Origin of the sequence: Butyricimonas faecihominis (assembly GCF_033096445.1) — a bacterium.
Classification (GTDB): domain Bacteria; phylum Bacteroidota; class Bacteroidia; order Bacteroidales; family Marinifilaceae; genus Butyricimonas; species Butyricimonas faecihominis.
Genome location: NZ_AP028155.1, coordinates 26,584 through 50,268 on the forward strand (window position 1 = coordinate 26,584; position 23,685 = coordinate 50,268).

Annotated in this window: 18 protein-coding genes; 16 read left to right on the top strand and 2 right to left on the bottom strand. The window is 39.3% G+C overall.

Annotation, left to right across the window (positions count from 1 at the left end; genetic code table 11):
- Positions 1-23: 23 nt before the first annotated feature.
- Together R8806_RS00105 and bla are read right to left on the bottom strand one after the other, a co-directional pair.
- Positions 24-551, bottom strand: a complete 528-nt coding sequence (locus tag R8806_RS00105) for a GNAT family N-acetyltransferase (protein WP_124316611.1) — start codon at positions 549-551, stop codon at positions 24-26.
- A 4-nt stretch (positions 552-555) separates the two neighbouring features.
- On the bottom strand, positions 556-1,476 hold the full coding sequence (gene bla / locus R8806_RS00110) for a class A beta-lactamase, subclass A2 (protein ID WP_124316610.1): 921 nt from the start codon (positions 1,474-1,476) through the stop codon (positions 556-558).
- A 196-nt stretch (positions 1,477-1,672) separates the two neighbouring features.
- On the opposite strand from bla, the gene R8806_RS00115 reads away from it, so the two are divergent.
- The 16 genes from R8806_RS00115 to R8806_RS00190 all read left to right on the top strand — a co-directional run bounded on the left by R8806_RS00115 (position 1,673) and on the right by R8806_RS00190 (position 23,682).
- Complete coding sequence (locus R8806_RS00115; protein WP_229783017.1) at positions 1,673-2,245, top strand: RNA polymerase sigma-70 factor; 573 nt, start codon at positions 1,673-1,675, stop codon at positions 2,243-2,245.
- Positions 2,246-2,286: 41 nt separating this feature from the next.
- The gene (locus tag R8806_RS00120; RefSeq protein WP_229783016.1) at positions 2,287-2,793 is read left to right on the top strand and encodes a TlpA family protein disulfide reductase; all 507 of its coding nucleotides are present in this window, start codon (positions 2,287-2,289) and stop codon (positions 2,791-2,793) included.
- A 404-nt stretch (positions 2,794-3,197) separates the two neighbouring features.
- Positions 3,198-4,355 (top strand): FecR family protein, encoded by a 1,158-nt coding sequence (locus R8806_RS00125; protein WP_124318058.1) that lies wholly within the window; start codon positions 3,198-3,200, stop codon positions 4,353-4,355.
- An 82-nt stretch (positions 4,356-4,437) separates the two neighbouring features.
- Positions 4,438-7,917, top strand: coding sequence for a SusC/RagA family TonB-linked outer membrane protein (locus tag R8806_RS00130; RefSeq protein ID WP_151412110.1), 3,480 nt, complete (start codon positions 4,438-4,440; stop codon positions 7,915-7,917).
- 11 nt (positions 7,918-7,928) lie between these two features.
- The gene (locus R8806_RS00135; RefSeq protein WP_124318408.1) at positions 7,929-9,329 is read left to right on the top strand and encodes a RagB/SusD family nutrient uptake outer membrane protein; all 1,401 of its coding nucleotides are present in this window, start codon (positions 7,929-7,931) and stop codon (positions 9,327-9,329) included.
- A gap of 41 nt (positions 9,330-9,370) precedes the next feature.
- Positions 9,371-10,159: a DUF4843 domain-containing protein gene (locus R8806_RS00140; protein ID WP_124318298.1), complete on the top strand. Its 789-nt coding sequence runs from the start codon at positions 9,371-9,373 to the stop codon at positions 10,157-10,159.
- A gap of 12 nt (positions 10,160-10,171) precedes the next feature.
- Complete coding sequence (locus R8806_RS00145) at positions 10,172-11,806, top strand: PKD-like family lipoprotein (protein ID WP_124318297.1); 1,635 nt, start codon at positions 10,172-10,174, stop codon at positions 11,804-11,806.
- A 13-nt stretch (positions 11,807-11,819) separates the two neighbouring features.
- Positions 11,820-12,986 (top strand): TlpA disulfide reductase family protein, encoded by a 1,167-nt coding sequence (locus R8806_RS00150; RefSeq protein ID WP_124317851.1) that lies wholly within the window; start codon positions 11,820-11,822, stop codon positions 12,984-12,986.
- A 28-nt stretch (positions 12,987-13,014) separates the two neighbouring features.
- Positions 13,015-14,358 (top strand): TlpA family protein disulfide reductase, encoded by a 1,344-nt coding sequence (locus R8806_RS00155; protein ID WP_124317852.1) that lies wholly within the window; start codon positions 13,015-13,017, stop codon positions 14,356-14,358.
- Between the two features lie 8 nt (positions 14,359-14,366).
- Positions 14,367-15,545, top strand: coding sequence for a TlpA disulfide reductase family protein (locus R8806_RS00160; RefSeq protein WP_124317853.1), 1,179 nt, complete (start codon positions 14,367-14,369; stop codon positions 15,543-15,545).
- Between the two features lie 96 nt (positions 15,546-15,641).
- Entirely contained in the window at positions 15,642-15,860 is a 219-nt protein-coding gene (locus R8806_RS00165) for a hypothetical protein (RefSeq protein WP_124317854.1), read from the top strand.
- Between the two features lie 90 nt (positions 15,861-15,950).
- Positions 15,951-16,502, top strand: coding sequence for an RNA polymerase sigma factor (locus R8806_RS00170; RefSeq protein WP_118304920.1), 552 nt, complete (start codon positions 15,951-15,953; stop codon positions 16,500-16,502).
- Positions 16,503-16,555: 53 nt separating this feature from the next.
- The gene (locus R8806_RS00175) at positions 16,556-17,707 is read left to right on the top strand and encodes a FecR family protein (RefSeq protein WP_151412111.1); all 1,152 of its coding nucleotides are present in this window, start codon (positions 16,556-16,558) and stop codon (positions 17,705-17,707) included.
- 136 nt (positions 17,708-17,843) lie between these two features.
- A complete protein-coding gene (locus R8806_RS00180; RefSeq protein ID WP_164719885.1) occupies positions 17,844-21,362 on the top strand; it encodes a SusC/RagA family TonB-linked outer membrane protein in 3,519 nt (1,172 codons plus the stop codon).
- A 12-nt stretch (positions 21,363-21,374) separates the two neighbouring features.
- Entirely contained in the window at positions 21,375-22,784 is a 1,410-nt protein-coding gene (locus R8806_RS00185) for a RagB/SusD family nutrient uptake outer membrane protein (protein ID WP_124317923.1), read from the top strand.
- A 16-nt stretch (positions 22,785-22,800) separates the two neighbouring features.
- The gene (locus R8806_RS00190) at positions 22,801-23,682 is read left to right on the top strand and encodes a zinc-binding metallopeptidase (protein ID WP_151412112.1); all 882 of its coding nucleotides are present in this window, start codon (positions 22,801-22,803) and stop codon (positions 23,680-23,682) included.
- The last annotated feature ends 3 nt before the right edge of the window (positions 23,683-23,685 follow it).

Consider the following 23,685-nt stretch of genomic DNA (forward strand, 5'->3'; position numbering starts at 1 on the left):
GTTTGAATTTATTTAAAAGAATATCATGGTTGAGGTACGATCTTTAGAAATATAAGTCGCGGTAAACCACCATATTTGAGCGCCTCTTTCACGACTTTATAATTCTGTTTTTCCATGTTGCCCTTTGAATATTTATTGTCCGGGTGAACCGTACACATGAAATACCGAAATCCTTGGGAGCATAAATCCTGTTCCGCTAATGCAGTCAGTTTCTGTTGCAAGCCTTGGCCCCGGTAGAGAGGATGTACGACAATTGTGTCCATGTGGGCAACGAGTGAAAGTTCCGGGTCGGACAACCCGATGTCGTATCCCAAATTCTCGTTCCCACGTCCCGGGTACGTCGCGATGAAAATGCCTGCTACTTGTCGGGTTATCGGGTCTGTTGCTTGCCAGACATCTCCTTTGCGTGTATTGAATAAATCCGTGATATATTTCTCTGCATCATACTGGGCAAACCATTCCTTCTGCTCCATGGCCTCCCAAACCTCCCGCATCATCCGACCGAGAGTGGGAATATCCTTTTTTGTGGCTTTCCTGAATACAAATTTCATGGTTTTATTCGTGACTGTTATTCGTAACGTGTCGATATACCGTTTTTGAAATATCTGCGATAATTCGGGCTGTTGCGGCCTCGCTTTCTTCTGAATCCTTTATAAAGACAGCGATCGTGTAGCTTTGGCCATCGGGTAAGTACACGAACCCGACATCGTTCATCCCGATAATTTGTCCTTTGTCATTCCGGTCACCGGTCCCGGTTTTATGACCGATGATTGCTTTGTTTCCTTGCAGAGGGCGGGCTAACCGATCTTTTCCCGTTTCGCAGGACATCATGGTCGTTTTGATAAATCCTTGGTATTCGTCATCGAATAGCCGCACGTTCAACAGTAATTCAATTATTCTTGCCGTTTCAAGTGGGGTACTCCAATTCTGGTAGCATTTGTTTTTATCTTGGTGCATCTCGTCTTCGGTGGCCTTGATCGCAAAATGTCTCATGCCCAAATTGGAGCGGATGTAGTGATCCGTAGCCTCCGTGCCTCCGGTTTGCTGGAAAAGAATATCACAGGCATTATTATCGCTTAAATGCAGGGTATACTCTAGTAATTTTTTTATCGGGAGAGAAATTTCTCCGTTTGGATACAGGTCCCGGAGTGGACTGTACGTGTCCGTTTTCAGATCAGCCTTACGAATATAAATAGGTGTATCGAAAGACAAACCCTTCTTCTCGCAATAATCGGCAACTGCTAAAGCCTGATGCAACTTGAACACGCTCATCATCGGGTAACGCTCGTCATTATTAATCGTGATCGTGTCTTTACCGTTAATGATCACGGCAATACCAATTTGTGCTTTTTTATTTGCGATGACTTTTCGTAATTGTTCCTCCAAGCCCTGTTGTTCAGCCTTGATTACAACCGGTAACACGAGCAAAGAGAGAATAAAAAATAGTTTCTGGGGTGTTATATTAGCGTGTATCATGCGAGCCTGTTTTTGATTTATGATGTTGTTTTTTTACCTTGTCCGGGGAAAGTCCTTATCCACCTGTCAGCAAATTTATAAAATTAATCTGAATCCCTTGAAACTGGTTAAAGTCTTTTCCCATGTTGCTGCGTGAACAGTTTATTTTATAATTGTCCCAGTTGTTTGTCGTCTTCAATAAAAAGTTTACTTTTGTATGGATAGAGGTCGTGTTAGTTATATGCGTATCATGATAGGAAATGACTTAAATAGTGATTCTTTTGAAAGTTTATTCAAATCCCATTTCGGGGATTTGGTGGGATTCGTATGTAGCTACGTGAATGACGAAGAGGTGGCTAAGGACATCGTGCATGATGTGTTCCTCGTGGTGTTGAAGAATCAAAAAAAATTGGATACTTCTTATTCTTTGAAGTCCTACCTGTTCACCTTATCCAAGAATTATGCTTTGAATTACTTGAAACATTTGCGTGTTGTGGCTATGAACGAGCGGGAAGTTGTCGAGGCGTTGCAGAATGCTGATGAGGAACTGGATGATTATGAACAACGTATGGCCCGCTTGAACGAAAAGCTCGACGAATTGCCTGAAAAACAACGGGAAGTGCTGATGAAATGTTTTGTTGAAGGTCAAACATACAAGGACGTGGCTGACGGGATGGGAATTAGTGTGAATTCGGTAAAGACTCATATTTCACGAGGGTTGAAATTCCTGAGAAACGAGTTGAAGGAGGAAATGGTGATGTTATTCCTGCTGAAACGGGAACGAGTATAAGTGTTTGAAAATTGGGATGTTAATTTAAAATAGTGAAAAAAATGATGAAGTTAATTGTATGTATCGTTCTGACGTTGACCTTGTCAAACGTCTTTGGACAAGAGTCCAATAATGGAAAAAAATTGTGGGCAGATTCTTTTCTAAATAAGAAAGCCCCGGAATTTGTGGTGGAAGAGTGGATTTCTCAACAACCGAAATTGAAGGGAAAATTCATTTTGATTGACTTTTGGGCAACATGGTGTGGCCCGTGCCGGAAGGCGATACCCGAATTAAACGAGTTTGCTAAAAAGTTCGGGAAAAAGTTGGTTGTTATCGGAATCTCTGATGAAACTGCGGCTAAAGTAAAAGAGATGAAAGAGCCGAATATCGAATATTACAGTGCGGTAGATACCAAAGGTGTGATGAAAAAAGCACTTGGGGTAAAGGGGATTCCTCACGTGATTTTGATTGATCCGAAAGGCATTGTTCGTTGGGAAGGTTTTCCCTTATTACAAGGACATGAGTTAACGGCTGAGGTTATCGAGAAAATAATGAAGAAATATAAGTAGAGGTATTTTTTTGTTTTTACAGGATAATTTGAAGACAGGACTTTTTTGGAGTCCTGTTTTTTTGTCGGGTATTTTTAAGTGGGAATTTATAACGTTATCAAAAGGTATTAAGTTATATAATAAAAATTATAGTTTTATATCTATCATATTTGTAAAATAATATTCATTTTATAGCGATCTTAAATGAATATGTTATGATCTATTACAATTAGAGATGAATAGGAGATGAATGGGAGTTGAATAGGAGTTGGTATAATATAATTACGAAAAAATATTAATTAAAATTTATTTTTGAGATGGGATTACCCATACAAATCCGATTATTTTCCGTTAGATAAAAAAATATTCAATTTTTTGTCACCCATTTGAGGGGGCTTGTTGTGTTATTGTAAAAAATAGCAAAAATGAGTTATAAGGATGACGATATAGAATTTGCCAATAGGTTACTTACTCGGCGGGAGGAGTTGAATGACGAGGAGGTGACTGCATGGTTGAAAGAGAAAAATCATGTTGAGCTATTGGACGAGATTGCGGCGATCCGGCAAAAGTTGTCCGGACAAAGCTATGGAGAGAATGGTGAAGAAGAATTCCTGCATTTGGAGAAGAGTATTTATGATCAGAAGAGTCGCCGGATGACTTTGCGCTGGTCGATTGCCGCCTCGATTATTTTGTTGGTCGGTTTATTCGTGGGGCGTACGATAAACGGGGTTCGGGATATGCATGAGGAACAAGAGTTGGCAAAGAATGTGATGCAACCCGGAACGTCAAAGGCTATTTTAATGATGGCTGACGGGAAAGAGGTGGTGTTGGAACAAGGGCAGAATTTGAATATTTTGTTGAATGAACGAGTACGGGTGGCTACCAGCAATCGGGGAATCGTGTACGAGGAACATGGGAAAGGGGTGGTGACAGAAGAGTATAATAAGTTGACAACGCCTATCGGGGGAGAGTATTCATTGGTATTATCGGATGGTACCAAGGTATTTTTGAACGCGGATTCCGAATTAAAATATCCGGTAGAATTCAGTGATGGGAAACGAATCGTTGATTTGAAAGGTGAGGCCTATTTCGAGGTTCACAAAGATAGTTTGCGTCCTTTTGTTGTTCGGGTGAACGGGGCGGAAGTGACTGTTCTGGGAACATCGTTTAACGTGAACACTTACGGGGATGACGGGCAGATCTACACGACGCTGGTGAACGGGGCGGTCCGGGTGTCTTCCGTGAAGAACGGGCAGGCAGAGGTGCTGAAACCGGGAATGCAGAGCGTGATGGACGTGCAGTCGGGACAATTGACGGTGAGAGAGGTGGACGTGGAGCCTTACGTGGCATGGAGGGAAGGGCGGTTCGTGTTCCGGGCGATGACGCTGGATTTGATCATGCGCCAGTTGCAGCGCTGGTATGATTTCGAGGTGTTCTACCAGAATCCGGAATTGAAAGACTACGAGTTCCGGGGCGTGATCAAAAGGGATATGGATCTGGATAAAGTGTTGTCCGTGATCAAGGTAACGACAAATGTTGATTTCGAGGTAAAAGGAAAAGTGATAACTATTATAAAACGTTAGGAAAGAAATACGGGGATTGCCGCTAACAACCCCCGTGTTCATTCTCCGAAGAGAATTCAAGTATTAATTCAATTACAAAGCTATGAAAAAAAAACGAAGTATGTGCATGAATTGCACATTCAGGGAACTTTTTAACCTATTGCGAGTGATGAAAATTGTGATTTTATTTATGCTGATAGGGCTGACGCACCTTTCGGCAGAGGTTCGCAGCCAGAATGCATCGGTTAGTCTGAAGCTGAAAGATGCTACGATTGAACAAGTGATTCTGGAGGTCGAAAAACAGTTAAAACAGGATTTCTTTTTTAGTAAGAAAGAGGTGGATGTGACAAGAAAGATTTCCGTGAATTTGAACCAAGCAACGCTGGACGAGCTGGTACGAGTGATTTTTGGAGAGAGTTTCGGTTATCGGTTGGTTGACAATCTGATCGTGATTACCCCGAAAGCGGTTGTAGCCAAGGAGGAAGAGAAAACGATTCTGATGAAAGGGCAGGTGGTGGATAAAGGTGGGGCCCCTCTACCCGGGGTAACCGTTCTTATCGAGGGGACAACGGTGGGATGTGCCACGGATATTGATGGGAAGTTTAGTCTTCCTTTGCCTAAAGAGCTGAAGGATGTGGTGGTTGTTTTCCGTTTTGTCGGAATGGAGACGCAAAAGGTGAAACTGGCTGATATTAAGGATAAAGAGATTCTAGCTGGTAAGAAGGATTTGAAGGTTGTGATGGAGGAACAAACTGAAAATCTGGAAGACGTGGTGGTGACGGGTATCTTTACTCGTAAGAAAGAAGGGTTTACGGGATCAGCAACACGGGTTTCTAGGGATGAGATTAAACGAATGACTTCCGGTAATGTCTTGAAGGCGTTAGAGATGTTAGATCCCGGTTTTAGGATGAATGCGAGTAATCTGGCCGGTTCGAATCCAAATGCAATACCGGATTTTCAAATGCGAGGACAAGCTAGCATGGGTAATTACCAGAGTGATGACGTGGTTGTGTTGCGTGGAGATGTAAATACTCGTCCGAATCAACCGTTGTTCGTGTTGGATGGAGTGATTGGCGTGGATGCAACTACGATCATGGATCTTGATCCGGAACAAGTGGAATCAATTACATTGTTGAAGGATGCGGCAGCGACGGTTATTTATGGTTCAGAGGCTGCCAATGGAGTGGTAGTCGTGGAAACAAGAGCCCCGCTACCGGGAAAACTACGTTTCACGTATAATGGTAATTACGAACTGGAATGGCCGGATTTGAGTGTTTATGACATGATGAATGCGAAAGAGAAGCTGGAAATAGAGGAGTTGGCGGGGTATTATGATGAAAAGGATAATTTGGGGTTGATGAATTATTATAATAATCTTCGCCAAGAGGTGATGCGGGGTGTGAATACCTATTGGTTGGCAGAACCAGTGAAGACAGCCTTTTCTCATAGACATGGCTTGACCGTGGAGGGGGGAGACCATACGTTGCGTTATAAAATTTATCTGGGAGCCAAATGGGCACCCGGTATTATGAAAGAAACGGATTTAAATACTAAAACAGGAAAGATTGATTTGAATTACCGGAATAATAAAATTTTGATTAATAATCAATTGACTGTGGATTATTCAAATGGTACTAGGGTTTCTCCTTATGGAAGTTTTCAAGATTACACGAAAATAAATCCTTATTATCGTAAGACTGATGAGCATGGAAATATTAAGCAAGTATTGGATGATCATAGTATTGGTGATAATTATGAATTTGTTGCTTATTATGGTACGCCAACTTTAAATCCTTTGTGGAATGCACAGTTTGATTCAAAGAATGAAAGCCGGAATTTTGAACTTCGGGAGGCTTTAAAAGTGGAGTACTTACCGCTTGAGAATTTCCGTTTAAGTTTGGATTTTACGCTAACCCGGAAGGATGGAACGGTAGAGGTGTTTAACTCTGCCCAGCATAATGATTTCTTTCTTGAGGAAGACCCGGCTAAAAAAGGATTGTATGAATGGACTAAAACAGAGGGAACTCAATATAGATTAAGTTTGTCTGGAGCGTATACTAAAGGGTTGGGTGATCATTTGTTGACAGCTTATTTGCGATATAGTGTGAATGAAAATTCTACAAAATCGACTACATTGTCCATGAAGGGATTTCCGAATGATAAGTTGAGTGAAGTGTACATGGGAACGGAATACAAGAACACATCAGGAAGCGAGAGTGTTGCTAGATCTTTAGCTTTCGTGATGACCTTGAATTATGCTTATAAACAACGTTATGCTTTTGATTATAGTATGAGTGTCAATGCATCTTCTGAGTTTGGGAAAAATAACCGTTATGCCCCGTTCTGGTCTGCCGGAGTACGTTGGAATGCGGAAAAGGAACCTTTTATTAATAACTTAGGTATTTTTGATGAATTGGTGGTGAGGGGAACTTACGGTATTACGGGGTCTCAAGGGTTTACTCCTTATCAATCTCTACAGATGTACACGTATTCTAATTTGATGAAAACTTACAAGAGTTCGGATGTGGTGGGGACGGAGATATACGGTTTGGGAAATCCGGATTTAAAATGGCAACAGACAGAAAATTATAATGCATCATTGGATTTTACCATGTTTAATAATATTCTGAGTGCAAGATTCGAGTACTACGAGAAATATACGAAAAATACGTTGTTGGATTACACGATGGCTCCGTCTGTCGGATTTCCAACAATGAAAGAGAATCTGGGAAGAATTTCTAATAAGGGATACGAGGTGACATTACGTTTAATGCCATATAGTGATCCTGCAAGACAAGCTTATTGGAACGTGATTTTTACCGGTTCTCATAATAAATCACGGATAGAGGAAATTTCTAATGCTTTGAAAGTGATGAACGAGAAACAAATGGAAATTGCGGATGAGGTTGAAGACCCGTATGTTACCGGTTTAGAAGATAAACGTAAAAAACGTCCCTTACCCCGTTATGAGAACGGTTATTCTCAAACTACGATTTGGGCAGTTCGCTCGATGGGTATAGATCCTCAATCCGGTAGGGAGGTATTTTTGACTAGAGACGGTCAACTGACAAATGAATATTCTGCAATCGATCAAGTCCCGGTTGGAGATACTGAGCCTAAATTTCAGGGTTCTGTTTCAACGACATTTACCTATAAAGGGTTTAGTTTAACGCTTGCCGGCCAATATCATTGGGGTGGACAGACTTTTAACCAGACGCTGATAGATAAGGTGGAAAATGCTAACTTGCGAATGAATGCGGATCGGAGAGCTCTGTATAGCCGATGGAAAAATCCTGGAGATCAGGTGTTTTTTAAGGCAATAGATGGAAATATTGCTAAGATGGATACGAAGGAGAGTTCTCGTTTCGTGATGGATGATAATGAATTTTATTTTTCAACTATAAATTTATCTTATCGGTTGGATGGACAGAAATGTGATTGGCTTAAACGGGTAGGGATTAGTGCTGCGACAATTGGAGTGTATATGGAAGATATTTGTCGGTTCTCGTCGATTAAGATGGAACGAGGAATTGATTATCCTTTCTCTCGCCAAGTGTCCATGTCGTTGAATGTAACTTTTTAAATTGATGAACGATGAAAAAGTATATAGTTAGCATTTGTTTAGGAATGTTCTTGTTTTCCTCCTGTTCGAATTGGTTAGATGTAAAACCGAAAACGACGGTGGAAGAAGAAGAGGTTTTTAGCCGGGAATTAGGTTTTAAAGAAGCTTTAACCGGAGCGTATATAAAGATGGCGTCAACTGATTTGTATGCCAAAAATTTGAGTTATGGTTTCTTGGATATATTGGGACAACGTTACCAGATTAATGCAGTGGCAAATTATGAGAACCCCCTGTGGTATACATTCCCATCTACATACACGGAAAGTTACACGGAAGCGATTTGGTCGAAGATGTATAACGTGATCGCTAATTTGAATAATTTGTTGTATTACTGTGATAAAAACAGAGATGTGTTTACCACGGAGCATTATTACGAAATTATTAAAGGGGAGGCTTTGGGTTTGAGAGCGTTTTTGCATTTTGATTTGTTACGGATGTTCGGACCGATATATAAAGACAACCCAACTGCGAAACGAATTGCTTATCGGACGGAGTTTAATCAGGAACCGAAGGAGATGCAACCTTCTAACGTGGTGGTGGATAGTATTATTGCTGATTTGAAAAGAGCTGAAATTTTATTGACCAATATAGATCCGTTGAATTTTGAATTTCCAAAAACAGAAGATGGGAATAGTGGAACGGGAAAAGATGGCTTTTTGGAGTATCGTCACAAACGGATGAACTTGTATGCGGTGAAAGCGATGTTGGCGAGAGTCTACTTGTATGCAGGAAACAAGACCGAGGCGGTTAATTATGCGAATCAAGTTATTGACGGGAAATATTTCGATCTGATAGGGGATGCAACAGATGTTTTACGTTCAAAAGAGATCGTGTTCTCTGTTTACGTGGATAAGTTTGACCAACAAGTGACGGATATAACCAATGGTACTTCTTATTTGATTGTCAAGGAGAGTTTCTTGAATGAAATGTTTGATGTGGCTAATGATGGGACAAATGATTTGAGAATCAGAGAGGGAGTTGGATTTGATTACGGAACAAACGGAATCAAAATGCGGAAATATAAGCAAGAAAACTTGTGGGCATCCACGGAAGGAACCGTTGTTTTAATACGTTTATCTGAAATGTATTACATTTTGGCGGAATGTGCGGCAACTCCGGGTGAAGCGGCTGAGTTTTTGAATAAAGTACGAAATATACGCGGGGTAGATCCGGTTGTTTGTACGGAAGCTAACAGATTGGATGAGATTGAAAAAGAGTACCGCAAGGAATTTTACGGGGAGGGGCAATTGTTTTTCTTCTATAAGCGTCATGCTTACACGACATTTCTGCATTGCCCTGTGAACCAAATGGCTGAAAGTAATTATATGTTCTCTTGGCCGGATAATGAAACTTTATTTGGTAAAACAAATTAAGACATCGTGAATGTTGTATTTACTGATAAAATGAGAGATTTATGAAAAATTTGGCAATTATATTACAGGTTTTAATCACGTTATTTTTTTTTCAGAGTTGTGAGGAATACGAGATGGTGCAATATGGAGAGGGAAACGAGATTAATTTTATGGCTGATTATTATTTAGGTAAAGATAAGAAACCGTATTGGGTGGATGAAACAGAATATTTGCATTATGAGACAAATTTTGGGATTAATCCTCGTGGAGATTCTTTGTTATTGGATACTCTTCTGGTAGGGGTTAAAATAAGTGGAGTTCCCGCAGATCATCCTCGAAAGGTTGCGTTTACCACGAAAAAGTTAGGCGATAATACATTGGAGATTGTATGTCCGGAGGAGTATTATGTCCCGGCAGACACGGGTGTTGCCGTGTTTAAAGTTTTGATAAAACGTCCGGAAAAACGAAATACGGAATATTCTGCCTATCTGACTTTTGATTACGAGAAATCGGATTTTAAAGCGGGGACTGCCGAAAGACAAACTTTTGAATTGAGGGTAGAAAATTCTGTTAATTTGGAATTGTGGGGATCTTCTCAAGAAGAATGGGATGGATATTACGCGATGTTTTTTGGAGATTATAGCGAGACGAAAGCTCGTTATTTGATCACGAAATACGGAGGTACGGTATTGAATGAATGGACTATGACGAATCAATTTTATGATGTTCTTTACTCGAATGGTTTCTACATGGATTTTGAAGAGTATAAAGCAGATCCTGATAATGCACCCTTGATAGATGAAAATACGGGTGAATGGATTGAGATTCCTGATATTTCAGAATTACTTTAAAAATAAGAAATTATGAGAAGATTAATTTATATACTGGCTTTGTTACTGTTTGTGTCTTGTTATGATGATAAGGGAAATTATGATTATGAAGATATTAATACGGTAGCAGTTGAATTGGATGAGTTGTATTCCGTGCGTTTGGACAAGGATACCACGCTTACTATTGTTCCCCGGCTGTCACAGCTCTTACAAAAGGACGATGAAAATTTGAGTTATGTTTGGTTATATTCTACGATCAATCATAATTTCTATGGTTTAGCGGATCGTGAAGGTTTTGACACTGTGAGTATAGAACCTAGTTTACGTTTTCATATAGACCCGGAAGAGAAAAATTTGAAATACGAGCATTTTTTTCGTTTAAATGTGTTTGACAAGGTAACGGGAATTGAATATCCGGTAAATACGACGATCAAGTTGATCAAACCTTATGATGGAACTTGGATGGTTTTACATAGTAAAAACGGACAGACGGAATTGGGGTCGATTGAATATATCGGTGCTGATATCGTGGTGAATGAAGATGCCTATTATAAAGAATCAGGCAAGCGATTGACAGGTAAGCCACTTTGTTTGGGACAATATACAACGTCGGTTAAATATTATGGAACCGGGAGCGGCTGGAATATGTTTTACGTGCTTACTGATGTTGCCAAAGAGGCCGGAGTTTATTGTCAATGGAAAAAATTTGAGAAAAAGGATAGTTTGTCTCGAATGGTTGCCCCGATGGCTCAAGCAGGTTTTGATTTCCAACATGTGGAGATGATGGATGGTGATGGAAGTGCCAGTGCTCTTTTGTTGTCCAATGGAGTTCTTTATCAGATCCCTAGGGCCGGTAAAGTGTATAAACCGGGAAGCGGGTTGACCGGTGATGTGAAGATTACCTTGGCATCTAAAGTTATTAACAATGCTTTGTTGTATGATGAGGCCGGACATCGTTTTGCATTTTATTACAATAAAAGTGATGGGTTAGGCGTGAAGAAGTATGATCCTTTGTACTTTAATGAGAGCGAGGAAAATAGTGATTTGATTCAATCTATTCCGGTTCGAGATGGTAATGCTACGGGAGCTGATCCTAACAAGTTAGCTCCGGATCAAAAAGTGTTGTACGTGGGAACCGGATATCAATTTGATCAAAGTTGGACAAGTGTGTATGGTTATGGTTTGGCTAAAAGTGATGATAAATGTTTTGTTTATGAATTTAATCCAAGAGGGTTTACTTATGCTGATTATGCCTCTTTTAATGCTTATTATCAAATTGATTTACCTAAAGGATTAGATGAAAATGCTTGTTTTGCTTCCACTCCGCCTTATAGTGGTATTATTTTTTACGCATCGGGTAATACGGTTTATCGTTTAGACTTTAAACAGGCCGGAGGAAAAGCTACTGCAATCTATACTCATACGGGGGGAAAGGCTACGAAAATGAAATTTGCCAAGAGAAAGGCTCCAGGAGAAGGAGAGTTTGCAGCCTATGAGTTTGATTTGCAACGTAGTTTAGGAGTTTCTTTTGATATGGGAAATGGCAAGAGTGATTTTGTTATCTTGAATTTGTCATCAACCGGTAGTGTTGGGGCTAATAGTGTAACTTATCCGGCAACACAGGTATATTCTGATTTTGGAGAAATAGCTGATTTTGTATTTATTTAAAAAAGGTATTAAGATGAAGTGGATAATTATTATATGGGGTTTACTGTCTCTAGTAGGATGCCAGAGTAAGCCTGAAGGATTCGTGATAAAAGGAGAATTTCAAGGTGCACCGGAAAATGAATGGGTATATTTAACGAATACCGGGCAGACTGTGTATTATGATAGTGTACAGTTGAAAAAAGGAAAGTTTGAGTTTAAAGGGAAAGTGGATTATCCGGAATTACGTAGTATTACTTATTTTAAAGATCCGTCGCAACGAATTTATGGATGGGATAAGATCATGGAGTTACCGATATATGTGGAAAATTCTACTATTCGGGTTTCTTTACCTTTTGCAGGGCTACTCTCAAAATTAGAGAAAAAAGTACCGGGTAATTTGCGTGTAGAAGGTTCTCATGCTCATGATTTATATGCGAAATATAAAGAACGGGTAACGCCTTTTGTTGTAAAAGATGACAGCTTGTTTGATGCTTACCGTCGTGCTTATTATTATAAAAAAGGGACGGAAGATGATGTGTTCCGTTGTGTGAGGGGGATGGATGCTATGCGTGATAGTGTTTTTGCCGTGGGTGTTGAATTTATCCGGCAACATCAGGAGTCTCCGGTAGCTTTATATGTGGCAAAAAATCTACGGGTAAGAGCTTACGATAGAGATAAAGCGAAAGAAGTGGTTGGTTTTTTACCGGAAAACGTGAAAGCTACCCCGATGGGACAACAAGCTATGAAAGCTTTATTGGAACAGCCGCTTTACGTGGGAGATGTGTTGCCTGATTTTGATGTGTTGAATGTAGATTTACAGACAGTAAAGTTGTCAATGCTATTAAAAAAGGGACATTATACGTTGGTAGAATTATGGGCATCTTGGTGTGGACCTTGTCGGGCAGATATTCCTCATTTAAAAGAGACTTATCAGCGCTATCATGAAAAAGGTTTTGAAATGGTTAGTATCTCTATCGACGATGATATGGAGGCATGGCAGAAAGCAGTAAAAGAGGAAGGTATGCCTTGGAATCAGGTTTGTGGAGCAAACGGGAAAGGTTATAAGAAAGAATGTATGGATTTGTTTGGTGTTAACGGTGTACCTTCATGCGTGTTGATTGATAAGGAAGGGCGAGTCATTAGCACAAATGCACGTGGGGGATGGTTGAACGAGAAGTTGGCGGCATTGTTTAAAGAATAAAAATTCGGTTTTATAAAATTTGTATTGTATGAAAAATGTATTGTTATTGTTCCTACTCGTGGTTGGTGTTGCCAGCCACGGGATGGGGAAGAACGTGCGGTTGCATGGTTCTTTGAAAGAGTTCGGGGCTAATGTGGTATCTATGGATTTTGATGGTGCTGCAGGTGAATTATCTAAGGAGTGGAGTCAAAAAATCACGGTGAATAAAGATGGTAGTTTTGATTTTTCTTTTGACTTGAAAAAGCCAGGATATTATTCGGTAGGACGGAACACGCTGTATTTGACTCCGGGGGATGATATGGAAGTGTATCTAGGAACGTCTCAACCACAAAGTTGGTTTAAGGGAAAAGGTGCGGGCGTGAATAACTATATGAAAGGACGTTTGTTCCCAAAGGCGGGATCATTTTTAGAGGCGGGGAGAAATGTGAAAGGTAGTTTCGAAGAGACGAAAAAATATATTGATGAGCGGGCTGCCCAACGGGAGAAAGAATTGAAGGCATTGCCGAATGCGAGTAAGGAGTTTGTGGAGTTGGAAATGATGCGTATCAAGGCGGATGTTGCCAATAGTTATATGGCATATTTATGGTATTCTGATCTGTTGAAAGATTGTAAAACACGGGAAGAGGGAGAAAAGGTCGCTAATGATTTTAACAAGTCTATTCGAGAATATATAAATCCAATATTGAAAGAGATTTCTGCTAAGGATGAGTATTTGGAGGTTGCCGTGGTGAGAGATGTGTTGCTGAGTTGTTATGATATGGATGCTTCTATTTTTGATTTTCCGAAATCACAACGGTTGAAAGAGTTAAATGATGCTTACGTGACCGGGGATCGAATGAATGAGGAGATGACGCAATCTCTTTATGATGAGTTACATGCATTCGGCTCTAAGTTGAAAAATGCTGATTTTAAGCAGGCTTTTCTAGGACGGTTGGAAAAAAGGGCGAAATTGATGGAAGGACGCCCGGCTATTGATTTTGCTGTTGTGGATATGAACGGGAAAGAGGGAAAATTGAGTGATTATAAAGGGAAGGTGTTGTTTATTGACTTTTGGGCGACTTGGTGTATGCCTTGTTTGGGAGAAATGCCTTTCTTTAATGAGTTGAGCAAAAAGTACCCGAATGTTCAGTTTGTTGGCGTGTCTTTAGATGATAACACGGAAGTTTGGTTAAATAAATTGAAAGGAGATGCTGATCATGGGAAAGTGTTGGAGTTGTTTTCAAAGGATCCGTTGGTCCGGACAGGCTGGGATATTACAGGAATTCCTCGTTTCTTGTTGATCGATAAAGATTTCAAGATTATTTCAGCTTCTGCTCCTCGTCCATCGGAGAAAGATGTGATTACCCCGTTGTTGGAAAAGTATAATAAATAAGGGGTGGTATGAAAATAATATACGTTTTGGTTGTACTAGTTTTAAGCGTGAACGAGTGTCGTGCAGACGGTTTTAAGATCAAGGGAAGGATTGTTGGAGGAGGCGAAGGAGTGAAAGTTTTTCTCACTGATCTTTCGCAGTACAGGCATATTTATGATAGTACGGTAATTAAAAATGGAGAGTTCGAGTTTAGCGGGAGGGTTGATACGCCTGAAATGCGTTGTATCACGATTCACAAAAATGATGACAAGCGGGGGGATTGGAAAAGTACGGTGAAGTTACCGGTTTTTGTCGATAATTCATCCATGATGTTGGAGGCTCCTTATGATAGTTTACCCACGAAGATAACGAAAACAGTTCCGGCTTGCGTGAAAATCACGGGGTCTCCGACGAATGATTTGTACGTGAGTTATGACAAAGGGTTAGAGCCGTTGTCAACGTTAAATTCTGAGTTGTTCGAGAAGTATCGTGTCGCTTATTATTACGCGAAAGCGGATGATCTGGGACGTAAGAACAGGCAACCGGCTTATGATGCTTTGGAGGAGCTGGAGAATTGCAAGGACGAGATTTATCGTTACAAGGTAAATTTTATCAAAGAGAATCCGGATTCTCCGGTGGCACTATATGTTGCCGGAACTTTGTCGATAACGAAATATGGGCGGGGTGAGATTGAAAAGGTGTTGTCATTGTTGTCGGGGGCATCGCGGAATAGTGCCAAAGGGAAGGCTCTAGCCGAACGATTGAATAATATTCCGGTTTACGTGGGCGATCAATATTTGGATATTGAGATGTTGGATAAGGAGAGTAAGGAGATAAGATTGTCTGACGTGATAAAGCCCGGTAAATATACTTTGTTGGAGATTTGGGCCTCTTGGTGTGGGCCTTGCCGGGGGGATATTCCTCATCTGAAAGATGCTTATTCGGCGTATCATGCGAAAGGATTTGATATTGTGAGCGTGTCGATAGATGCTGATAAAGGGCAGTGGAAGAAGGCTTTGGAACAGGAGCAAATGCCTTGGTTGCAGGTTTGCGATAAAGGAGAAGGATTTGACGGTTTTATCGTGAAGAAATACGGGATCAGCGGGGTGCCAAGTTCTTTCCTGATCGATCCGCAAGGTAAAATCGTGCTGACGAATGCCCGTGGCGGGTGGTTGGATACGAAGTTGAAGGAATTATTTGAAAAGTAGTTAATTATCATCTTAATTGTTGTTTTCGGGGGAGTTATCTTAAAATATAGAGATAACTCCTCTTTTCGTTGAAATATTTTAATGATTTCTTGAAAAATGGGACAAATAGTTTACTTTTGTGGAGGAGATGTCGTGAATAAATTGCACTATGGCAAGAGATCTTTTGGAGAACAAGGCTTTCGAGGAGTTGTTTTCTCAGAATATGATGGTTTGGGTGAAAATTTTATTTGTTTGGCTTATTCCATTGGCAATAATGGCATGGAGTATTGTGTTCTTAATCAGAAGAAAAAGAAGATAAAATATCGTGTAGCATGAATTTCGAGAAGAGTCGGCCGGGAATTTCGGGCGACTCTTGTCTGTATAAAATAAAGTCATATCTTTGCATTTAGAATGTGAAGGTGTAGAATGAATAAGGACAATGGATTATTAGCTAAACGAATTTTTCAGGGGGATGAAGAAGCGTTTAAAATTTTGTATGAAGAGTTTTTTCATACATTGCTTGCCATCGCTTGTAAATATGTGGAGAGTGAGGTGGCGAAGGATATTGTGCAGGACACTTTTTTTAAATTGTGGACTACACCTCATAAATTTTCTGCGACCACGGATTTACGTTTTTATTTGTATCGTTCCGTACAGAATCAATGTTTGAATTATATTCGGGATAAGAAAGTGGAGGATCGTTATCGTGATCGAGCGGAGGTCGTTTCAGAAGATTTCTTTTATAACACGGTATTGGAGGAGGAAATTTTTATTCGTTTGCAACAAGCCATTGAAGAACTTCCGGAGAAATATAGGAAAGTGATAAATTTGAATTTGGAGGGATTGAGTGATAAGGAAGTTGCCTTGCGTTTAGGAATATCTATTGATGCGGTTAAACAACAGAAAAAGAGGGGAAAAGAGCAGTTGAAAGAAAAACTAAATCACCCGTTTTTGCTTTTACTAATAAATTTCTTGTAGATTTTTGTCACTTTTTATGATGTTCCGTGTCTTGTAATAAAACCCAAGAAAACATGACGGAGCAGGATAAACATATTACTCATATTGCCGATTTGATTATAGCTGAATTAACCGGGAAAATTGATGATGCCGGTCGAAACGAGCTTGAAAATTGGAAACATGAGACTCCCGAGCATTTACGATTGTATAATCTTTATCAATCACCGGATTTCATCGCTCGCAAATTTGAATTTATCAAGGAATATAGTGCTATAGAAGCTTACCAAGAATTTACAGGACGAGTGAAACAGGCAAAACACCGGAAGAGAACTTTGGCATTATATCGTTATGTGGCTGCGGTGGTATTATTATTTGTGCTAAGTGGAAGTTTTTATTTTTTCCACGACACTAAAGATGAATCCATTGCTTTCGTTCAGAAAATACAACCGGGATCTTGTAAGGCGATATTGACAGAACCAGATGGGACAAAAATAGATATTTCAGACACGACGTTTCTAGCTTTTGTTCAAAAGAGTGTGATGTCAAGAAAGAATGAGGAAGAGAAAGAGGTGGTAGAAACTCTTTATCACACGATTACGATTCCCCGGGGTGGAGAATATGATTTATTATTAAGTGACGGTAGTCGTTTGAGAATGAATTCAGAATCTGAAATTCGGGTCCCGGTGACATTTGAGAAGGGACAACGGGAAGTTTTTATGAAGGGAGAAATTTATTTTGATATAGTCCGGGATTCTTTGGCTCCTTTCGTGGTTCATACCCATCAAGGTGATATTCGTGTGTTAGGGACTTCTTTTAACGTAAGGGATTATCAAGATGAAAATTTTTTAGAAACAACTTTGGTAAACGGAAAAGTTGCTTTTGAAAGGGGAGGTAATTATAGCTATTTGAAACCGGGAGAACAATTACGCTTGAATAAAGAAGATGGAAAGACAACGGTTGAGACCGTTGATGTGCTTTTGTATTGTTCGTGGAAAGATGGAAGGTTTGTTTTCGAGAAACAACGTTTAGAGGTGATCATGAACACGATTGCCCGGTGGTATAATATTAATGTGTTCTATGAGAGTTCTTCGGTGAAAGATATTTTGTTCACGGGAAATATAAAACGATACAGTGATTTGGAGCAAGTTGTTAATATGCTGAAACTTATTAATAAAATAGATATAGAGATTAAGGATAGAAATGTTTTTGTAAGAAATAATGAATGAAAAAACAGGTGATACGCCAATATCACCTGCCTAATCCTGAAACAGATTCAGGACAGTAACTTATCTAATTTACAAATGTATGAAAAAAAAGTTCAAATGCAAGGGCTGGTATTCTGGCTTGAGAAAATGTTGTCTTATGATGAAGTTTTTCATGTTATTCATGTTGCTTACGGTACTTCAAGTGAATGCCGTGGTGAAATCGCAGGAGACATTGTTAAATGTAAACGTGGCTCGTGTTTCTTTGGTGGAGGTTTTAAAAATGATCGAATCAAAGAGTGACTATACTTGCCTTTATAGTCACGAGGATGTTGCTAAAGTAAATGACTTAACGGTTGAACTGAAAAATGTGACCGTTCAGGAAATATTGGATGTTTGTTTAAAAGGAACTAGATTGGGATATAAAATTGTGGATCAGACGATAGTGATCCGTAATTTGAGTGAAATGGAGCAAAAAAATGGAGAGGCGAAACAAAGAACTATTACGGGGCGAGTGACAGATAAGAGTGGGGTACCTCTTCCGGGAGTCACGGTGATGATTAAAGGGTTGTCAGTAGGGACGGCTACAGACGTGAATGGCGATTATAAGTTGGCAATTCCCCAAGGAGAGAAAGATTTTGTCCTTCAATTTTCTTTTGTCGGAATGAAGACACAAGAGGTGAAATATGTGGGTAAAGATACGATTAATGTGGTGTTGGAAGAGGAGGTGAATACGATGGATGAGGTTGTTATTACCGGATATCAACGTATTGATAAACGTAAAAATGCTAGTTCTGTGATCAGCGTGAAGGGATCTGAGTTACAGGAAGGTGCTGCTATTTCGATTGATAATATGTTACAGGGAAAATTGGCAGGGGTGAATATTATCAATCCGACTTCAACTCCTGGTGCAGCTCCGAAAGTGCGAATCCGGGGAGCCTCTTCTATTTCTGGAAATCGGGAACCGGTTTGGGTGGTAGATGGAATTATTTTAGAAGATCCGGTGCCTATTTCTGCTGAAGAGTTGAATAGTTTGGATAACGTGAATTTGATTGGTAATGCAATTGCCAGTATTAATCCGGAAGATATTGATCGTATTGATGTTTTGAAAGATGCATCAGCAACGGCTATATATGGAGTGAAAGCGGCTAATGGTGTGATTGTGATCACGACAAAAAAGGGTAAATATGGAAAGCCAACAGTGCATTATTCTGGTAATGTGGGAATTAGTTTGAGACCGAGTTATAATAATTTGAATCGGATGAATTCCAAAGAAAGAATTGATGTGTCTAAGGAGATTGAGGAGAGGGGATTGACGTTCGGAATAAAACCTTCTAATATCGGTTATGAGGGAGCTTTGTATGATTTGTATGCTAAACGGATTACCCAAGAACAATTTGTGGATCGGGTGTATGATCTTGAAAAAGTGAATACTGATTGGTACGATGAGCTTTTTAGAACGGACGTGTCTCATAAACATTCATTATCAATTTCGGGAGGTTCGGAGTTTGTGAATTATTATTTTTCTGCAGGATATGCAAATACAAATGCCGTGGTGAAAGGTTCTGATGTGGAGAATTATAATGCTCTTTTGAAGTTAAATTTAGAATTGAGTAAAAGATTGAATGTCGGGTTATCTTTGAGGGCTTACGCGGCAACAAAGAAATATTTGCATGGTTCTATCGATCCATATGGTTATGCTTATAATACTTCTCGTGCGATTCCCGCTTATAATAAGGATGGATCTTATTTATTCTATAATAAAACAGAAGGTTATGAAACTATCTTGAATTATAATATCCTTAATGAACGAGATAATACCGGTCGAAAGATAAAGAATCAGACAATTGATTTCATGGTGGATGTAAATTATAAAATATTGTCAGGATTGACATTCTCCGGAGTGTTTTCTCTATCAAAAGCTAATACGAAGGATTCTGAATGGGCAAACGAGAAATCATATTATATTGCGGATTTACGGGGTGTGAATTATGGTGATGAATTGCCGACCGATCGTAATTTTGTTGAAACTAGGTGCCGTTTACCTTATGGTGGGGAATTGAAAAATGATAATACATTATCATCTACATACACGGTAAGGGCTGGATTTAATTATTTCAAAAGGTTACATGAGGTGCATGAAATTGATGTGAATGTGGGGACGGAAGCTCGTTCTGTAAAATATGACGGAATATCTACTGTACAACGGGGATATTTACCGGATAGAGGTAAGAAGTTTGTTGCTATTAATGCAACAGAATGGCCTTTATATAACGAATGGTTGATGGCTAATCCGGATGTGGTGGTGGATCGTTTGACTAATGTGGTTTCTTTCTATGGGACTTTCACGTATACTTATGATGACCGTTACACGGCTAATTTTAATATCCGTACCGATGGATCCAATAAATTCGGACAGGATAAGAGTACGAAATTCTTGCCAGTATGGTCTGCCGCTGTCCGTTGGAATATTCATAACGAGGTGTTCTTTCGTAATGTCCAATGGATGAATTTATTGGCATTGAAAGGATCATACGGGGTACAAGGTAATGTACATTCGGACCAGACTCCGGATCTGATCGTGTCCATGAGTGGAATGGATGATGTTTCTAAAGAATATATGTCATCTTTAAATAAACTTCAGAATCCATATTTGAAGTGGGAAAAGACAAAATCTTATAATTTAGCTTTAGAGTTTGCATTTTTGAATAATAGGATCAGTGGTTATGCTGAATATTATTTGAAAAAAGGTGAAGATCAGATTATAACCAAACGAGTTTCAACGGTTTCCGGTAAAAGAGATGTTTCAATTAACGGGGGTGATGTGGAAAATAAGGGTTGGGAATTTACGTTAAATGGAACTCCGATAAAAACGAAGGATTTTATATGGGGACTCTCTTTGAATATGTATCAGAATTATAATAAAGTAACCAGTAAGAATCAGACGCAGACTTATGATTACAAGGATTATTTGCAAGGGAATCTGATTGTGGAGTCTAAGCCTTTGGATGGCTTTTATTCCTATAAGTTTGATGGTTTGGATGAAGAGGGGTTACCGAAATTTAAAGATATAGATGAGCCGGACGGTATCTCAAAAGAGGAAATGTTTGCTAAAGCATTTGCGTATTCCGGAAAACGGGTGGCTGATTTTAACGGAGGATTTTCGACTTATTTCAGTTTTAAAGGTTTTACATTGAACGCATTATTTGCTTTCTCTGTAGGTAAAAAAGTTCGATTGAATAATTTGTATGAATCTACAGGACAGATGTTGCCTTTGCCTCAGCAAAATATGTCTGATGAATTTGTAAATCGTTGGAGAAAAGGGATAAACGAGAATACGGATATTCCAGCGTTGTCAGATTTGAGTTTAGCTTATTCTGATATGGATCGTAAATATACAATATCCAGTAATAAGTGGGAGATGTATAATAATGCAGATTTACGGGTTGTGTCGGGTGATTTTTTGCGGATGAGAAATATTTCGTTGAGTTATAATTTGCCGGAACATCTTTATAAACACATCGGAGTGTCTGGAGTTAGTTTGCGTTTAGAGGCTGGGAATCTTTGGTTGTGGGCTAATAAGAAATTACGAGGACAGGATCCGGAACAGATGACTTTGGGATCCGGAACGGTACCTCCGACGAAGAGTTTTACTTTTGGATTAAATATTTCACTTTAAAACGAGACTGTTATGAAGAAATTGATATATATAATAGTTGTAGTACTTTTCTCTTCGTGTGGAGATTTTCTGGAAGAGAGTTCTCAAGACCTAATTATTCCTAAAACGGTAAAGGACTATAGTGAATTTTTGTTTGGGGAGGGGTATATCCGAAATAATACGTCGATTCATACGTATTTGGATATTATGACGGATGATGTTGAAGAAAAAGCGAATACATGGCCCGTTATGCAGTCAGATATTCGGGGGGATGGGTATGGTTATTTTTGTTGGCAACCGAATCCGGAGTATCGTTTTACCGGGGCGTTGAATACGGATAATGCTTGGGAAACGTATTATAGTAAGATACTTATTGCTAATAATGTCATTGATTTATTGGATGATGCGGAAGGAATTCAGAGCGATAAAGATGATTTACTGGGGGAAGCTTATTTTTTGCGTGCGTATTGTTATTTTATGCTAGTAAATTTGTACGGTGAACCTTACGAGAAAGAAACGGCTGATAAAGCTTTAGGTATTCCCTTTAATTACGAGCATAGTGTGCGGGAGCGGACATATAAACGGGAAACATTGGCACGTTCTTATGAATTGATAGAGAAAGATCTGATAAAGTCTATTCAACTTCTTGAAGCTACGGATTATACGAAAACGGTTTTTCGGATATCCAAAGGTGCTGCTTATTTGTTAGCCTCTAGATTTTATCTATACAAAAAAGACTATGAACAAGCCATTTCTTATGCGGATAAGGTTTTAACGGTAAATTCGGCTTTATATGATATTCGAACGTTAACGGAAGAAGATTATGTTTTTACGAAAGAAAATCCTGAAATTATTTGGACGTATGGTGATTATGAAGTGAATTATCTTAGTGCTGCATATCGTGGGTGTTTTCCTGTTTCAATGGCGTTTTATAATTCATTTCATGCAAATGATGCCCGAAAACGGACTTACGTGAAAGATGATTGGGGTGATTTGATTGTTGGGAAGGGTGCTGCAAATACAGGAGTATATGGTTTCGCTTTTCGTACGGCAGAGGCCTATCTGAATCGAGCAGAGGCTAATGCGGAGTTGGGGCATACGGATTTGGCTTTGGATGATATTGAACATCTGCGGAAATATCGTTATGAGGTAGAGGTTCCAATAACAGTTTCTACGAAAACAGATGTTATTCAGTTGGTTCGGCAGGAACGCCGTTTCGAGTTGTGTTTCGAGCAACATCGTTGGTTTGACCTCCGGCGTTGGGATCGTCCAAGGATAGAGCATATTTACACGACAGACATGAATAGTTCTCAAAAAGTGAAATTTGTACTTGAAGAGAATGATAAAGCGTACACGTTGCCTCTGCCTGTGGAGGTAAAAGAGTTTGACTATAATCTGGAGAATATCAATCGTCCGGAGAGAAAAGGGGTTATTGTACAATAATTAAAAGAAGAATAGGATGAGAACAAATAAATTACTATCGTTAATCATTGTATTAGGTATGGGATTTTCAGCCTGTTATGATGAGAATGACATTCATACGACGAAGGGAGATATCCCTTATGAATTGAAGGAGGGAGGGGATGCGGTCGATCAATATATTTATAAATTTTATCGAGAGAACGGATCAATTATTATGGTTGATTACGATACGATTGATTACCAGTGGAACATGAGTGGACTAGCAAAAAATGTTTATCTGACAAAACAAGAAGACCGAGTAGTTTTGATGAAGGGATTTTCTATGTTAGAAAAGACATTTTTAAGTATCTATGATATAGACTTTAAAAAGAAGTATTTTCCATTGAAATTGTTGATTGGAAAACAAGTGGGCCGGATGAATTGGGGAGTACTGGAGGATAATGCGGCCTTAGCAGGTCTTAGTTATTTGGCTTTAGGAAAAATACGGGAAGGGGTAGAGAATTTATCAGAAGAAGAGTTGAGAAGCATGCGCGAGTCAACTAACGGAGTGTTCTGGCAAGAGTATCTATTACAAAATGGTATTATTCAAGTTCCGGAGAGTTTTTATGAAGTGAGTAAAGGGTATTATCAATCGTTTTTGGAATATTTACCGGAAAATGAGGGTGTGACTGATGTGGATGTAAGAGATTATGGTTTCTGGTATAGAGATCCTTCAAATTCTTATTCATTGGTGACACCTAATAAAGAAGGTGATTTTAAAGATTTTATGGGAGTAATTCTGACGGTTCCTTATGAAGAGTTAAAACCCGTGCTAGATGCTCATAGTAAATTGAAAGATAAATATGACATCTTGGTAAATTATTTTAAGATGAAATATCAGATTGATCTTGTTGCTATTGGAAATAAACAGTTTAAATAATCA

Bases quoted from the DNA above. Each gene is read 5' to 3' on its own strand.
- R8806_RS00105 (WP_124316611.1), bottom strand. From the start codon at position 551: ATGAAATTTGTATTCAGGAAAGCCACAAAAAAGGATATTCCCACTCTC.
- R8806_RS00160 (WP_124317853.1), top strand. From the start codon at position 14,367: ATGAAAATAATATACGTTTTGGTTGTACTAGTTTTAAGCGTGAACGAG.
- R8806_RS00125 (WP_124318058.1), top strand. From the start codon at position 3,198: ATGAGTTATAAGGATGACGATATAGAATTTGCCAATAGGTTACTTACT.
- bla (WP_124316610.1), bottom strand. From the start codon at position 1,476: ATGATACACGCTAATATAACACCCCAGAAACTATTTTTTATTCTCTCT.
- R8806_RS00190 (WP_151412112.1), top strand. From the start codon at position 22,801: ATGAGAACAAATAAATTACTATCGTTAATCATTGTATTAGGTATGGGA.
- R8806_RS00135 (WP_124318408.1), top strand. From the start codon at position 7,929: ATGAAAAAGTATATAGTTAGCATTTGTTTAGGAATGTTCTTGTTTTCC.
- R8806_RS00185 (WP_124317923.1), top strand. From the start codon at position 21,375: ATGAAGAAATTGATATATATAATAGTTGTAGTACTTTTCTCTTCGTGT.
- R8806_RS00145 (WP_124318297.1), top strand. From the start codon at position 10,172: ATGAGAAGATTAATTTATATACTGGCTTTGTTACTGTTTGTGTCTTGT.
- R8806_RS00175 (WP_151412111.1), top strand. From the start codon at position 16,556: ATGACGGAGCAGGATAAACATATTACTCATATTGCCGATTTGATTATA.
- R8806_RS00165 (WP_124317854.1), top strand. From the start codon at position 15,642: ATGGGACAAATAGTTTACTTTTGTGGAGGAGATGTCGTGAATAAATTG.
- R8806_RS00115 (WP_229783017.1), top strand. From the start codon at position 1,673: ATGGATAGAGGTCGTGTTAGTTATATGCGTATCATGATAGGAAATGAC.
- R8806_RS00155 (WP_124317852.1), top strand. From the start codon at position 13,015: ATGAAAAATGTATTGTTATTGTTCCTACTCGTGGTTGGTGTTGCCAGC.
- R8806_RS00180 (WP_164719885.1), top strand. From the start codon at position 17,844: ATGATGAAGTTTTTCATGTTATTCATGTTGCTTACGGTACTTCAAGTG.
- R8806_RS00150 (WP_124317851.1), top strand. From the start codon at position 11,820: ATGAAGTGGATAATTATTATATGGGGTTTACTGTCTCTAGTAGGATGC.
- R8806_RS00130 (WP_151412110.1), top strand. From the start codon at position 4,438: ATGAAAAAAAAACGAAGTATGTGCATGAATTGCACATTCAGGGAACTT.
- R8806_RS00170 (WP_118304920.1), top strand. From the start codon at position 15,951: ATGAATAAGGACAATGGATTATTAGCTAAACGAATTTTTCAGGGGGAT.
- R8806_RS00120 (WP_229783016.1), top strand. From the start codon at position 2,287: ATGATGAAGTTAATTGTATGTATCGTTCTGACGTTGACCTTGTCAAAC.
- R8806_RS00140 (WP_124318298.1), top strand. From the start codon at position 9,371: ATGAAAAATTTGGCAATTATATTACAGGTTTTAATCACGTTATTTTTT.